We start from the raw sequence: 13441 nt of genomic DNA, 5'->3' as shown, positions 1-13441 counted from the left end.
ACCCGAAAACCAGACAAAACACGACATACCAAGAAGACTCTGTCGTGGTTTCGGCAATTCTTTGAGGCTCTGGAGAGGGAAATGTTGCAACCAGCCTGTCAGGTGATTACGGGAGGGTGAGCAAGTGAGGGTGGGTCAGATTATGACATGCAAAACCCACCCGTAGCCATCTTTAATAAATTTTATTACAATCGGTCCATGCCAAAATCATCTCCCGAAACTCCAGATCCCTCAGGGGCCGAACAGTCCGACCCTGTGATCGAACTCCTGAAAGAGGTGTTGCAAGAAGCAGGCCCAGCCAGACCTCAAATCGGCCCGGCGGCTGAAGCTATGGCTGCCGCGCTCACCGCCGAACAGCTCGCCACCATCGAGGAGCGGGTTCGCGCCGACGCCGCCGCCCAGAACATTCCCGTAACTCCGAGTCTTTTTGCCGAACTAGGCGAGCCCTATCGAGCTCAAGCCAGCGCGCTCAAAACCGCCGGTGATCTCGAAGGTGCCACCCAGGTCTTGGCCGCATCCATGGCCCTTAATATCCTCGGTCGAAACCTTGGCGCCGCCCAGCGCGCTGAGCGCGCCCGAGCCGCCCGCGATCGCCTCAATCGAGCCTAAAGTCGGTTACACAAACGAATATCGCTGCCGTTCCGTAATGACACCCTGCAGCCGAATATCATGCGCCGCGGCCGCAATGCCGCGCGGCGCCAGCATCGCTTCGTACCCCAGCCCTATTCGTAAATTATTCCTATATAAAGCCAAAAAACGGTCGTAATATCCTCCTCCGTAACCCACTCGATGCCCCGTCGCGTCAAACCCCAGCAGGGGAACCAACATCAAATCCAGCGCCTCGTGCGCGCCCAGCAACGGGCCGCTCTCCGGCTCCGTGATGCCCCAATCGCTCTCGGCCAGCACCGTGTCCGGCCCCAGCCGCACCGCCTGCATCGCGCCGGCCTCCACCCGCGGCGCATACACCGCCACCCCGGGCCAAGTCGCCCAAATCCAGCGCACGAGTGGCCAGGTGTCGATCTCGCGCTGCCGCTCAATCGGCAAAAACACCATCACGCGCCGGTACTGCGCCCAATCCAATTCTTCCTGGCAGCGCGCCACGATCCGCCGGTCCAAAGCCGCCCGCGCTGCGCCATCGAGCCCCGCTCGCGCTGCCCGGCCCCGTTCTCGAATTACCAATTTACTATCCATTGGGCATCCCTTCCTCAGCCAACCAGCCGCTTGGTTGTTTAGCTAGGGGAGGGGAGAGTGCGCAGCGAACCGCGCACCCCCGCCCTTGTATTGTACTGTGTGCGCCGGCTCGGAGGAGGCCGTTAGATCATGCGCTCACCGACACCTGCCGAGCCGCCAGGTCGTAGGCGCCGCGCGCTTCCGCGAGCTGCGGCCGCGGGCCTAGCAGGGTGACGTTGGTCGAAGCCGGAACCGCCGGGATCGAGTTGCGTCCGTTGCGGAACAGGGGCGCGAGGCCCCCGCCGGCGGGATTGCACATCCACCCCGGCATCCTCGGCACCGCCGAGACGGCATTCCACTGCACGTACAGGTGACGCGCCTCGGTCGCAGCCGCAACCTGCCCCACCGCCGCGGCGAAGGGCTGGGTCATGAACCGCGCTACCTCCCCCGCGAAGGGGTCGCCGTTCCGCGCCATCACGCCCAGGTGTGACACGAAGACCCGGACGGTCGACTGGTCTACGGCCTGGGCGAGAAGGTCTCGAGTGCGCTCGGGCACCTCCCAGTCGCGCGCCGCGAAAAAGCGCGCCCCGTTGACCCACCCCGGGTTGCCCAGCAGCTCCACCGACCGGTGCTGGCCGTTTTCCAGGAGGAACTGGGCGTACACCCCGGCCAAGGGGCTGACAGCGTGAATGACGTCGGCGATACCGACCTCCGTGGGGGCCGCGTCTTCATCGGACGCCCACGTCACGTTCCGCGGGCCGATCTTGAGCAGGGCCGTGGGCCCCGGGTTGGCGGTCTTGGTCGCGGCGACCAGGGTCTGGCGGTACAATTCCGCCTGCCCCCTCGCGCTCACGCCGGCGAGGGTCGCCAGGGTTGGCGAGACGGGCACGATGCTCAGTCCGTCCGGGCTTGGCATCGACCGGATCGTCTCGAAGTCGTGGTGAGACACGCCGATCACGCGAGCGGTGGTCCCGAGGAGGTCGGCCACCCGCTTCACGAGCGCGATGGTGTCTTCCCCCGGCTGTACCACGCCGGAGTGCGTCCGGCCGTCGTGGAACACGACATCCCAGTCGCGGCCACACACCGCCAGGCCCAGACCGGGCAGGGTGCCTTTGCGGGTAGATCCAGCATTCATGGTTGACCTCCGGGTCAGATTGCGACCGTAGCCGCGATGGATGAGGAATTGCCTCCGCCGAGCGATAAAGCCCGTGTTGGTCCCACTTGTGGGCAGCGGATCCGCGCAGCGCCCTCGTTAAAGAGTAGCCGCACAGACCTTTGCCCACAAAACCATCACCAATCAAAATTTGCACACAACAATATCAAGGACACGATGGCTAGGCACAAAGGCTTAACCACGGTTAGAAATACTACTCCCCCAGATAGTTAATTGTCAATAATTTCAAAAAATGGTCTAATAATACTCTACACCCGGGTGCGGTATATACTATCCCTATAGCAGGAGACCCTTACGACCGATCTCACCCACCAAGCTATCGCCGCCACTCGGCACTGCCTCACTGGCTGTGCCATTGGTGAGGTGCTCGGCATGGTGGTGTCCACGGCCCTCGGCCTCGGATCGGCCGCGTCCGTGGTGCTCTCCATCGTGCTCGCGTTCGTCTTCGGCTACTCGCTCACCCTCGCGCCGGTGCTCCGGGCCGGCGTCGGCTTCCGCCGCGCCCTGGCCGTCGCCTTCGCCGCCGACACCGTCTCCATCACGTCGATGGAGCTCATGGACAACGCCTTCATCCTCGCCGTCCCCGGCGCCATCAACGCCGGCCTCACCACCGCCCTGTTTTGGATCAGCCTGGTCGTTTCACTGGCCGTGGCCTTCGTGGTCACCGTGCCCGTCAATCGCTGGCTCATCGCCCGCGGTCTCGGCCACGCCGTGATGCACCAATACCACGATCACAGCTAGTGGTACCATAGATTCCATGGAGACCGAAAACACTCCCCACCCCGCCGACCGCACCGTAAAGGTGCTGCGTCTGCTCGTCGTCGCCGTTTGCGCCGCCATGCTGCTGATCGGCGCCGGCATTTTGTATGCCTACGCCTCCACCCCCGCGGTATTGCGCCACCCCACGCAAGCGCACTACCATTTTCGCCTCCAGCTACTCGTCGACGACCACGCCGTGAACTTCGCCGCCGACAAGTTCCAAACCGACTTCAACAAAGACAATTGCAGCGCCGCGCTCACCAAAGAACCCATTCACTTCCATGATGGGCTCGATCAATTCGTTCACATTCACTGGAACCACCTCACCGGCGGCATGGTACTCAAGCAGTATGGCTGGAATTTCATTGGCGGCACCGGTGGTATTCTCGGCTACCGCTTCGACCAACTCCCCAAAATCAGCGCTATCCCCATTCACGGCCACGCCCTGCCTACCGTCCCGGCCGGCACCCATTACTACGTCTACACCGGCGACAAAAACGGCCACGTGCTGCGCAATTGGAACGACTTTTTGCAGCAAGACCTGCGCGATTTCTTCAAGGGTACCCCGGTAGAGGGCGGCCAGCTGGCCAAGCTCAACGACGTTATCGGTAGCGTAGTGATCTTTGCCCAAAAAGACCCACCCACTTCCGGCCAAATCAAAGACCGCTTCAATCACCTCATCCATCTGCCCAAGTCCGCCTGCGCGGGCTAAATTCTACGGACCACACTTGCGTCGCCACTATTCCATTTTTTGGAATAGTGGTCCATCATCACCCGAAATAAACCTTAGCAAAGGCATAAATTTTCATGCATCTGAGTACTATTCCGAAAAATGGAATAGTTGGAGTATAGACGGTAAATCCCTGTATCATGGCCACCATGAACGAGCTCATCCAATGGCCGCCCCCCGGCCGCTACATTCTGGCCATCTCCGGCGGCGCCGACTCCATGGTGCTACTGCACCTCATGGCCCAGGCCGCCGCGTCGCGCCATTATGAACTCGTAGTGGCGCATTTCGACCACGGCCTGCGCGCTACCTCTGCCGCCGACGCCGCCTTTGTGGCCACCACCGCCGCTCGCTATGGCCTGCCGTTCGAGCAGCATGCGGCGCACCTCGGCCGCGCCAGCGAAGCGGCCGCGCGGACGGCGCGCCACGACTGGCTCCAGGCGGTCCGTGCGCGCCACCACGCTGCAGCCGTCCTCATCGCGCACCACGCCGACGACCAGCTCGAAACCAGCCTCCTCAACCTCGCGCGCGGCAGCGGCCGGCTGGGCCTGGCGCCGATGGCCCTCAGTCCTGCGATCCTGCGCCCCCTCATCGGCGTCTCGCGCACGCCGCTACGCCGCTACGCCGTCGCTCACAAGGTCAGCTGGCGCGAAGATCCCACCAACGCCGATCTCACCAACCCTCGTAATCTTCTCCGCCACCGCCTGCTCGCCGGCGCTCCCGACGCGTGGCGTGCGCACTACCTCGGCCTCATCACCGAGCTCGCCGCCCGAAACACCGCCATCGACGAAACCCTCGGCGAAATGCTAAGCGCGGCCCACATCGAACCCCAAATCTACTCGTTCTCACGCGAAGTCATCCACACGCTCACCCTAGCCGAGCTCCAAGAGCTCATTCTGGCCACCGCCCGTCGCCTGGCCCCGGGCGTACAGCTCGATCGCCGGCTCATCGCCGAAGTCGCCGCCTTCGCCCGCACCGGCCGCACCGGCACCCACCGTCCCCTGCGCCAGGGCATCGTCCTTATGCTCAAGAAAGGCATAATCGTCCTCACCACAAACCGCCCGCTATAAGGTATACTGTATGGGTATTTCGGCTGCCCCCTGTACCTCAGGCGCCGAAGTGTTATAGTTACGTACTCTAACGAAAGTTGGTAACCCATGAAAATGAAGAAAAATACCCGCAGCTTCCTCTTCCTCGTCGGCGCCATTTTAGTGGCTGCTGTCTTGGTGGTGGTATCTCTGCCCGCCGTGCGCACCGAAAACGTCTCGCTCTCGCAGCTCGTCGACGAGGCCAAGGGCGGTCAGGTCGACAGTATCGAGGTCGACGGCAACAAACTCACCGCTACGCTCAAAGACCCCACTGCCCCCAAGCAGGTCACCAACAAAGAAAGTTCGGCCACCCTCAAGGATTACGGTATCGATACCACCAAGGTCACCACGCGCGTCAAAGGCAGTGACAGCGGCACCGGCAGTATTTGGTTTCAGCTACTCATCACCGTCGGCCCCATCGCGCTCATTATCGCCTTCTTCTACTTCATGATGCGCCAGGCACAAGGGCAAGGGAACCAGGCCATGAACTTTGGCAAATCCCGCGCCAAGCTGTATGGCTCCGACAAGAAGAAGGTCACGTTCAAAGAGGTCGCCGGCGCCGACGAAGCCAAACAAGAGCTCACTGAAATTGTTGAATTCCTGAAATACCCGGCCAAATTTGAAGCCCTGGGCGCCAAAATTCCCAAGGGCGTGCTGCTGTTTGGCCCTCCCGGAACCGGTAAAACCCTCCTGGCCCGCGCGGTAGCAGGGGAGGCCGGCGTACCGTTTTTCTCCATCGCCGGATCAGATTTCGTGGAAATGTTCGTGGGCGTGGGCGCCTCACGCGTGCGCGACCTCTTCATGAAAGCCAAGAAAAACGCCCCCTGCATCATCTTCATTGATGAAATCGACGCCGTCGGCCGCCAGCGCGGCACCGGTATGGGCGGGGGACACGACGAGCGCGAGCAAACCCTCAATCAAATCCTGGTCGAAATGGACGGTTTCGAGCAAGGCACCAATGTCATCGTGATGGCCGCCACCAACCGCCCCGACGTGCTCGACCCTGCCCTCCTGCGCCCCGGCCGCTTCGACCGGCGCGTCACCCTCGATCCGCCGGATCTCAAGAGCCGCGTTGCCATCCTCGAGGTTCATTCCGTGGGCAAGCCGCTCGAAAAAAACATTGACCTCGAAGAAATTGCCAAGAAAACCCCCGGCTTCTCCGGCGCCGACCTCGAAAATCTCATGAACGAGGCCGCCATTCTGGCCGCCCGCCTCGATCAGAAGAAAATAAATCAAAAAAATCTCAACGCCAGCGTCGAGAAAGTCCTCATGGGCCCCGAGCGCAAAACCCACGTCATGAACGTCAAGGAAAAAGAAATCACCGCCTATCACGAAGCCGGCCACGCCATTGTGGCGCATATGCTGCCCAACGCTCACCCCGTCAACAAAGTCTCCATCATCTCCCGCGGCCGCGCCGGTGGCTTCACCTGGCAGCTGCCCGATGAAGACCGCCACCTCACGTCCATAGCCGATTACAAAGACGACCTGGCCGTCATGCTCGGCGGCCGCATGTCCGAGAGTATCATCTTTGGCGACATCACCAACGGCGCCAGCAACGACCTCCAAAAAGCCACCCAACTCGCCCGCCACATGATCATGGACAACGGCATGAGCGATAAGCTCCCCAACCGCGTCTTCGGCTCCCAATCCGACGCCATCTTCCTGGGCCGCGACTTCTCCGAAGGCAAAAACTATTCCGAGCAGGTCGCCTCTGTCATCGACGGCGAGGTTGCCCAGCTCATCGACGAAGCCGCCGCCCGCGCCGGCGAGGTCATCAACGCCAACCGCGACAAGGTCGACAAAATCGCTGCCAAGCTCGTCAAAGACGAGGTCATCGACCGCGACGACTTCAACAGCCTCATCGGCCCCCGCCCCGGCGCTCCCAAGCCCGACGATCCCCGCAAGCCCGGCGTCGATCCCCAGGACGTAGCCCCCGTCGTCTCCGGCGAACCCGCCGCCGCGTAATCACCTCTAGCCCGGACGGGCCAATACCATTATTATGGCCCCATGCCATCCCTACCATTGAGCCGTTTTAAGCTATCGGCCAGCACCACAGCGGCATTGGCCATCGTCTCCGTCACCCTGTCGGTCGTTGCCGCAAGCCTGCCCGGCCTGTTCGGCACCTCTGTCGGCCAGTCGGGCTCGTTGCAGCCGCCGCCTCTTGGATTATTGCTCGGTTTCGGCCTGGCCGTAACCGCCGGCGTGGGTCTCATCATGGCCGTCGCCATGCGGGCGGGGCTCAATTTACCGCGCGCCACTTGGTACACCGTCCTGGGATTCAACGTCGCCATCATCGTCGTAAAGTTTGTTTTGGCGCCTCTTGGGCTCTACACCTCTAATGCCGCAAATCCCTTTGTCGAAAACGGCTTCGGACCAGTCATCAACAATGACACCAGCGGGTTCCTGTGGGCCGCCGCGGCGTCCGGAATACTCTATGTCTTAGTTTTTAGCCTCATTGCCATCTTCAACACCAGCACCACGCCCTCAAATCGAGCAAAGCGCTTCTCTGCGGGCTTCAAATGGCTGGTTGCCCTATCTCTCGTCGCAATTTTTGCCCTGATCGGCTGGCAGTACCTCGTTCTCCCCTTGGTTATGGTCGCTGGGCCGCTCTTCGACTACATTGGGAAATTGGGCCCCTACGCTCTGCTCATTACGCTCGTGCTCTTGGTCGCGGGATCTCTCGCTGCCCTGTCATTCCGCTCGCTAGGTCGCAATGCGCCGTCACCACTCGCGCGTGGAGCAACCTTAGCCGCGGTATTTTGGCTCTGCTTAAGCCTAATACTTATGTACCATGTTGTCTGGGTGATATTTATGTCAGCATTGGTCACCATCTGGCCATTCAAAACCTTTCTTCCTTCCGGAAGCAAATGAAGTATCTGTCGATCTTTTGGTCGCTTTTGCGGTATCGCGTAGCCGTGATGCTCGTGCTGTTTATGGCAATTGCCCTGGCCTACCACCATGGTCTGGAGGTGCTCACATGGAGGCACGCCGTGGCCGTGGTGGCACTCCTCTGCAGCTATGTGAGCGCCACTAGCTTTAATGACGTAGCCGACGAAGACATCGATAAAATCAACCACGCCGGCAAGCCCGGCCGTCTCTTGGTCACCGGCCAAGCCACCGCCCGCCAACTGGTCGCCGTTGGTCTCGTCGCCAGCACCGTCATGCTCGGCTGCGGATTCCTGCTGGGTCCGGCTGCGGGCGTCACGACGCTGGTGGCCCTGGCGGTCAATCTAGCCTACTCCCTCCCGCCCCTTCGTCTGTCTTACCGCACCCATTTCGTGCCATTCGTACTCGCAGTTGGCTACGTTTACGTGCCCTACGGGTTGGGACTGAGCGTGGTCCAAGCCAGTTTCGGCTCGGGAGACGGCTGGGTGCTGGCGGCGCTATATGGGTTGTTTCTCGCTCGCATTAATCTCAAGGACTTTCGCGATCGCGATGGAGATGCCAAATATGGCAAGCCGACGTTTTTGTTGCGGTACGGCAAGGCCGCCACGCTTTGGGCCAGCCAAATATTGCTCGGCATGGGGACGCTCCTGGCCGTTATCGTCGTCTCCCGCGTAAGTCCATTGGGCCTTGTGGTAGTGTGCTATGCCGCCGTCATCAGCTGGCTGCTGATCCGGCTGGGCAAGACACCCGTAGGTGTGCACGAGCTCGTCGTCATCGGCGTTGCAGCTCAAGTCGGCAACGGCCTCCTCATCTCCATCTTGGCCGTATTTCTCGTAAACGGGTCCGCGATCCCAGACTGGGCTCTAGCCGTGATATTGGCGAGCGTACTGGCGGGGTCCCTGGCCAACCTGAAGTTTCTTTCCCAAAACCCCCGTCAAGTGCTGGAGGCTTACCGAGGGTAAAGGTATAATACCCCCAGCATGAAAATCAAGACCAAACCATGGTAGACCGGGCCAAACACCTGCTGGGCCGCGCCAACGCCGGCCAAACCGTCGCCAGCGCCACTCTCATCATCTCGGGTGCGTACCTGCTCTCGCGCATTCTCGGACTCTTGCGCAACCGCCTGCTCGCGGCGCACTTCGGCCTCGGTCCCGACCTCAGCGCCTACAACGCCGCCTTCCGCCTGCCCGACCTGCTCTTCACGCTGCTCGTCTCAGGCGCCTTCGCGGTAGCGTTCATCCCCGTGCTCAGCCGCCACCTCGAGCAAAAGCAGCAAGACGAAGCCTGGCGCGTCACCTCTAGCCTGCTCAACCTCCTCGTGCTCATCACCATCGCCGGCGGGGTGGTCATCGTGGTGTTCGCCGACCCGCTCATGCGCATCATGGCTCCGGGCTTCGACGCCCACACCCACGAGCTGGCCACCGGTCTCACGCGCATTCTCGCCATCACCCCCGTGCTGTTTGCCGTCTCAAGCGTGCTTGGTAGCGTGCAGCAGGCCTTCAATCGCTTCCTCATTTACTCGTTTTCGGGGGTACTCTACAACGTCGGCATTATCGTGGGTATCATCGCCTTTGTGCCGCATCTGGGCGTGTACGGCGCCGCCTGGGGGGTGGTGCTGGGCGTGATCACGCAGGCCTTGCTGCAATGGCTCGGCCTCCATGGGCTCGGTTTCAAATACCGGCCTGTCATTTCGCTCCGGCTCGCCGGCGTACGCCAGACCCTCGGCCTCATGCTTCCGCGCAGTATCGATCAAGGCCTGGATCAAATCAACTACACCGTCGAAACCGTCATCGGCTCCACTATCAGCGCGAGCGCCATCGCCCAGTTTGCCTACGCCAACGACCTCAAAAACGTCCCGCTCGTGCTCATCGGCAGCTCCATCACCACCGCAGTTTTCCCCCGTCTCGCCGCCCGCGCCGCCGAGGGACAGCGCGAACAGCTCATAGAGGCCTACGTCAAAACCGCCCGCCTCATATTATTCCTCGCCATCCCGTCCGCGCTGTTTGCCGTGGTCGCGCGCGGCTACATCGTGCGACTGCTCTACGGCTTCGGCGACCTCGACACCGCCACCACCCTGGGGTGGTTCGCCGGCACCATCGTGTTCACGAGCCTGTTTATGCTTGTGAGCCGGGTCTACTACGCCATGCAAAACACCCGCACCCCGCTCTATCTCAGCCTCGCAAGCATTCCGCTCAACATCGCCCTAAGCATTTGGCTCGGGCGCGTCTATGGCGTGGCCGGGTTGGCCATGAGCGCGTCCATCGTGGCGGTGCTCGAAACACTCGCACTGGTTGCCCTTTTGCGCCATGGCTACGGTCGGTTCGGCGAAAAGAGCATCATGCACGGCGTGTGGCGGATGGTGGTCGCCGCCGCCATCATGCTCGGCGCGCTCTACCCGCTCATTGCGCAGATCATGCCGCTCTACGCCGACGACCGCGGCTTCCTCACGCTCATGCCCAAATTCGCGCTCATTGTCGCCGTCGCCCTCCTCACCTACCTCGTACCTTGCTACGCGCTGCGGCTCAATGAGGCGCGGCACTTCGCCACCCGCGCCAAGGAGCTCTTGGCCCGGTCACTGAGCCTCACCTAGGCCCAGACCAGGTCCACAAAGGTCTTCACCAGCTCGTTCCAGGCCAACCCCGCCACTGCCGCCGATTTCGGAAACAAGCTCTGGGCCGTCATGCCCGGCATCGTATTGAGTTCCAAAACGTACAATTTTTCTTCCGCATCAATCATCATATCGATGCGCGACAAGTGTCGTGCCCCGCTCAGCGCATGCACGCGCTCCGCCAGCCGCTGGGCTTGCTCCTGGCGCTCTGGGCTGACGCTGCGCGGCGGGCAGAGCTCGGCCGTCGCGCCATTATATTTGTTCTCATAATCAAATTCCTTGCCGCTGGGGGGCACAATCTCGATCACCGGCAGCGCCTTAGATCCCAACACCGGCACCGTAATTTCTGGGCCCACGATTAACTCTTCGAGCAGCATCGTTTTGTGTTCGTGGAACAAATCATGAGCCTTTGCCTGATCGTAGGGAAGTTCTCGCGTCAGCATCATGCCCACGCTCGAACCTTCGGCGACCGGTTTAAGCACAAACGGTGCCTGCACGAGCTTCGATTCCTCAAACGCCTCAGCCGTCACAACCTCACTCTGAGGCGTCAGAATATCATTCGCCTCCAGCAGGTCTTTAAACCGCGCTTTGTCGAAGCATAATGCCGAGGCAGCCGCTCCGCTGCCCAAATACGGCTTGCCGGTCGTGTCGAGCAGTCGCTGAATCACGCCGTCCTCGCCGCCGGTACCGTGCAGCATCGGAAACACCAGATCGGTGGCCGCGGCCGCCTTCAGCACCGTCGCATCACCCTCGGCCGGATCCACTTGCCGCACGTGGTGGCCCAAATCCGTCAGCGCATCACACACCGCCGCCGCCGATCGCAGCGAAACCTCTTTTTCTGCTCCTGTGCCGCCCCCCAGTACCAGTACATTCATGAAACTATCTTAACCGCATCCCGGGCGTTGGGGTAGGGGCTTCGTCGCCTCGCCAGCCAACGGTCGAGCCGCTCGCAGGCCAGCCGCATGTCCGCATCGCTGCGGCCAAAGCACAGCCGAATGTGCCCGGCCCCGCTCGGACCAAAAGCCACCCCTGGTACCGCGGCTACTCCCGCCTCTGCCAACGCCGCCCGCACAAAATCCCAGTCGTTTTCGCCACTCACCAGCCGCGGAAACACAAAATACGCCGAATTTGGCTTTTGATAAGCAAAAACATCCGGATACTGATCGAGCCACCGGCACAATTCATCGCGGCGCCGAGCCAGCACGGCGCGAAATTCCCGCACATACGGTGCGCCTTCGGTCACCGCCGCCATCGCCGCGTACTGCGACACCACCGGCGCGCACGTCACCAAATTATCGTGTACTCCCACCACGCGGTCCATCACCTCGGCCGCTCCGTGCACATACGCCACGCGCCACCCCGTCATGCCGTACGCCTTCGAAAAGCTAAAAATCCGTATCACGATGTCGCGATAAGCCGGCTCGGCCGCCGGTGTATACGCACTTCCCCCGTCAAACACAAAATCCTTGTACACCTCATCGCAGATGAGTTTGCAGCCGTGTTGCTGGGCGAGCTCCGCCACCGCCCGTAGTTGCTCCTCCGGGTAGCAGTGCCCCGTCGGATTATTGGGATTAGCCAGTAGCACCGCCGCCGTCTCCGGCCCCATGACCGCCGCCACCGCCGCCGGATCGAGCGCCCAGCCGTTGGCCTCATCGAGCGCCACGTAGCGCACACTTCCGCCGGCCGTCCGCACCATCTCCGGATACGAAGCATACGACGGCGCCGGCACGATCACCTCCCGTCGCCCGTCGGTGATGAGCGCCCGCAGAGTCGCCGCGATCGCCTCCGCGCCGCCGCAGGTCACCACGATCTCGTGATCCGGATCGTAATCCATACCCGCCTCGCCCAGCTCGCAGGCAATCGTCTGCCGCAGCTCCGCCAGGCCGTACGTCAGCGAATACGCCGCTGCCCGCCCATCGCGAATCGCCGCAATCGCCGCTTGCTTGATCGGCTCCGGCGTGTCAAACGACGGAATGCCTTGGGCCAACGAAACCACTCCCGGTTGTCCGGCCGCCAGCAGCTCCACCGCTTTGATGGCCGACATCCGCACTTAGTCGCACTCCCGCCACAGCCGCTCAAACAGCCATCGCTGGGTACCCGCAAAGTCTGTCGACCGCACCACGAAGCCCATTGCCACATCGTGAAACGACAGCATCGCCACGCAATCACCATAAATGTACGTTTCGCTCAAAAACGGCGTCGCTCCACCATCCCGAATCACCCGCGTCTGACGCAGATTAACCCCGTCGGTCTTTGCCAGTTCATGGCCCGCCGGCGTGTCCAGGGCCAGTACCCGAATAGCCAGCCGCCGCCGCAGCCGCTCGCGAATAAACTCCTGGTGATCCTGGCGCGTAAACACCCGCCGCTCCGACTCTTGGTTGGTCATGAGCAAAATCTCGCCCTCAGCATTGGCCATAATGTTTGCCACCACCTGCCGCAAACCATCCTTGCCCGAAAATACCTGCAGGGCCGGCACCGTGCCTTTTTCTTGGTAGCTTGCCTCCAGCCGCGGCAGCGCGTCCTCCACCGCATCGTAATGCGTGCGCAGCTTGCGTATCCCCAGCCGCAGCCGCGTCAGCAGCTCCCGCGGCGGCCGCACCCACACCAGCTGCCGCCCGCCGTCCGCCAGCTCTTCGAGCAGGCCTGCCGCTCGCAACTGGCCCGCCGCCAAGTGCGCCGAAGACCGGTCCATCTCACACAGCACCGCGAGTCGTCCCACCGTCATCCGGCCCATTCGGCTACTTTGCAAATACAGGCGAATCGCATTAGGCGTTAGCCCCAGCTCAGATAGAGCGGTCTCCAAGATGTGGTCATGTTCCATATCGCGATCCTAAGTTGTTTTCAGACACCTGTCCACAATATATAGCTACCGAGCTTTACTGTGGCATAAAATACCTACACTAAAGCAAAAAAGCCGATTAAAATTGTAGAGTAGAACTCTACCACACAAAGCCAAAAGCCATTTCAAACCAGTTTCAAACAATTCGAGTGTTCAAAAAGTGTGGAAAACCCCCCTTGACATAAAAAAC

General features: G+C 61.4%; 13 protein-coding genes. 8 read left to right on the top strand and 5 right to left on the bottom strand.

Annotation, left to right across the window (positions count from 1 at the left end; translation table 11 throughout):
• Nucleotides 1–198: 198 nt before the first annotated feature.
• Nucleotides 199–609 carry a hypothetical protein gene (locus VMT30_05795; protein ID HVQ44450.1) on the top strand — a complete coding sequence of 137 codons (411 nt, stop codon included), beginning with the start codon at nucleotides 199–201 and terminating at the stop codon, nucleotides 607–609.
• A gap of 6 nt (nucleotides 610–615) precedes the next feature.
• On the opposite strand, the gene VMT30_05790 is transcribed toward VMT30_05795, so the two are convergent.
• Entirely contained in the window at nucleotides 616–1191 is a 576-nt protein-coding gene (locus VMT30_05790; protein HVQ44449.1) for a 5-formyltetrahydrofolate cyclo-ligase, read from the bottom strand.
• 127 nt (nucleotides 1192–1318) lie between these two features.
• Nucleotides 1319–2305, bottom strand: coding sequence for a hypothetical protein (locus VMT30_05785; GenBank protein HVQ44448.1), 987 nt, complete (start codon nucleotides 2303–2305; stop codon nucleotides 1319–1321).
• Between the two features lie 357 nt (nucleotides 2306–2662).
• On the opposite strand from VMT30_05785, the gene VMT30_05780 reads away from it, so the two are divergent.
• The 7 genes from VMT30_05780 (at nucleotide 2663) to murJ (ending at nucleotide 10394) form a co-directional block, all read left to right on the top strand.
• Nucleotides 2663–3085, top strand: a complete 423-nt coding sequence (locus VMT30_05780; GenBank protein ID HVQ44447.1) for a DUF4396 domain-containing protein — start codon at nucleotides 2663–2665, stop codon at nucleotides 3083–3085.
• A 16-nt stretch (nucleotides 3086–3101) separates the two neighbouring features.
• Entirely contained in the window at nucleotides 3102–3815 is a 714-nt protein-coding gene (locus tag VMT30_05775; GenBank protein HVQ44446.1) for a hypothetical protein, read from the top strand.
• A gap of 167 nt (nucleotides 3816–3982) precedes the next feature.
• Entirely contained in the window at nucleotides 3983–4900 is a 918-nt protein-coding gene (tilS, locus tag VMT30_05770) for a tRNA lysidine(34) synthetase TilS (protein ID HVQ44445.1), read from the top strand.
• Nucleotides 4901–4993: 93 nt separating this feature from the next.
• Nucleotides 4994–6883 (top strand): ATP-dependent zinc metalloprotease FtsH, encoded by a 1890-nt coding sequence (gene ftsH, locus VMT30_05765; GenBank protein ID HVQ44444.1) that lies wholly within the window; start codon nucleotides 4994–4996, stop codon nucleotides 6881–6883.
• A 57-nt stretch (nucleotides 6884–6940) separates the two neighbouring features.
• Complete coding sequence (locus tag VMT30_05760; GenBank protein ID HVQ44443.1) at nucleotides 6941–7789, top strand: hypothetical protein; 849 nt, start codon at nucleotides 6941–6943, stop codon at nucleotides 7787–7789.
• The gene (locus VMT30_05755; GenBank protein HVQ44442.1) at nucleotides 7786–8766 is read left to right on the top strand and encodes a UbiA family prenyltransferase; all 981 of its coding nucleotides are present in this window, start codon (nucleotides 7786–7788) and stop codon (nucleotides 8764–8766) included. The genes VMT30_05760 and VMT30_05755 overlap by 4 nt, the downstream gene beginning before the upstream one ends.
• Before the next feature lie 38 nt (nucleotides 8767–8804).
• A complete protein-coding gene (gene murJ, locus VMT30_05750; GenBank protein HVQ44441.1) occupies nucleotides 8805–10394 on the top strand; it encodes a murein biosynthesis integral membrane protein MurJ in 1590 nt (529 codons plus the stop codon).
• Here murJ and VMT30_05745 read toward each other — a convergent pair.
• Genes VMT30_05745 through VMT30_05735 form a run of 3 tightly spaced genes read right to left on the bottom strand, consistent with a single transcriptional unit; the run spans nucleotide 10391 to nucleotide 13233 of the window.
• Entirely contained in the window at nucleotides 10391–11287 is an 897-nt protein-coding gene (locus tag VMT30_05745) for a D-alanine--D-alanine ligase (protein ID HVQ44440.1), read from the bottom strand. The two genes, murJ and VMT30_05745, sit on opposite strands and share 4 nt — an antisense overlap.
• Complete coding sequence (locus VMT30_05740) at nucleotides 11284–12456, bottom strand: pyridoxal phosphate-dependent aminotransferase (protein HVQ44439.1); 1173 nt, start codon at nucleotides 12454–12456, stop codon at nucleotides 11284–11286. The genes VMT30_05745 and VMT30_05740 overlap by 4 nt, the downstream gene beginning before the upstream one ends.
• Nucleotides 12457–12462: 6 nt before the next feature.
• Entirely contained in the window at nucleotides 12463–13233 is a 771-nt protein-coding gene (locus VMT30_05735; protein ID HVQ44438.1) for a hypothetical protein, read from the bottom strand.
• Between the last annotated feature and the right edge of the window lie 208 nt (nucleotides 13234–13441).

The organism is Candidatus Saccharimonadia bacterium (genome assembly GCA_035544015.1).
Taxonomy (GTDB): Bacteria; Patescibacteriota; Saccharimonadia; order UBA4664; family UBA4664; genus UBA5169.
This window is presented reverse-complemented; position numbering and strand designations above follow the sequence as displayed.

What these genes read in the sequence shown, in the direction of transcription:
- VMT30_05740 (HVQ44439.1), bottom strand. Translation starts at nt 12,456, where the DNA reads ATGTCGGCCATCAAAGCGGTGGAGCTGCTGGCGGCCGGACAACCGGGA.
- murJ (HVQ44441.1), top strand. Translation starts at nt 8,805, where the DNA reads ATGGTAGACCGGGCCAAACACCTGCTGGGCCGCGCCAACGCCGGCCAA.
- VMT30_05735 (HVQ44438.1), bottom strand. Translation starts at nt 13,233, where the DNA reads ATGGAACATGACCACATCTTGGAGACCGCTCTATCTGAGCTGGGGCTA.
- tilS (HVQ44445.1), top strand. Translation starts at nt 3,983, where the DNA reads ATGAACGAGCTCATCCAATGGCCGCCCCCCGGCCGCTACATTCTGGCC.
- VMT30_05795 (HVQ44450.1), top strand. Translation starts at nt 199, where the DNA reads ATGCCAAAATCATCTCCCGAAACTCCAGATCCCTCAGGGGCCGAACAG.
- VMT30_05745 (HVQ44440.1), bottom strand. Translation starts at nt 11,287, where the DNA reads ATGAATGTACTGGTACTGGGGGGCGGCACAGGAGCAGAAAAAGAGGTT.
- VMT30_05790 (HVQ44449.1), bottom strand. Translation starts at nt 1,191, where the DNA reads ATGGATAGTAAATTGGTAATTCGAGAACGGGGCCGGGCAGCGCGAGCG.
- VMT30_05775 (HVQ44446.1), top strand. Translation starts at nt 3,102, where the DNA reads ATGGAGACCGAAAACACTCCCCACCCCGCCGACCGCACCGTAAAGGTG.
- ftsH (HVQ44444.1), top strand. Translation starts at nt 4,994, where the DNA reads ATGAAGAAAAATACCCGCAGCTTCCTCTTCCTCGTCGGCGCCATTTTA.
- VMT30_05755 (HVQ44442.1), top strand. Translation starts at nt 7,786, where the DNA reads ATGAAGTATCTGTCGATCTTTTGGTCGCTTTTGCGGTATCGCGTAGCC.
- VMT30_05785 (HVQ44448.1), bottom strand. Translation starts at nt 2,305, where the DNA reads ATGAATGCTGGATCTACCCGCAAAGGCACCCTGCCCGGTCTGGGCCTG.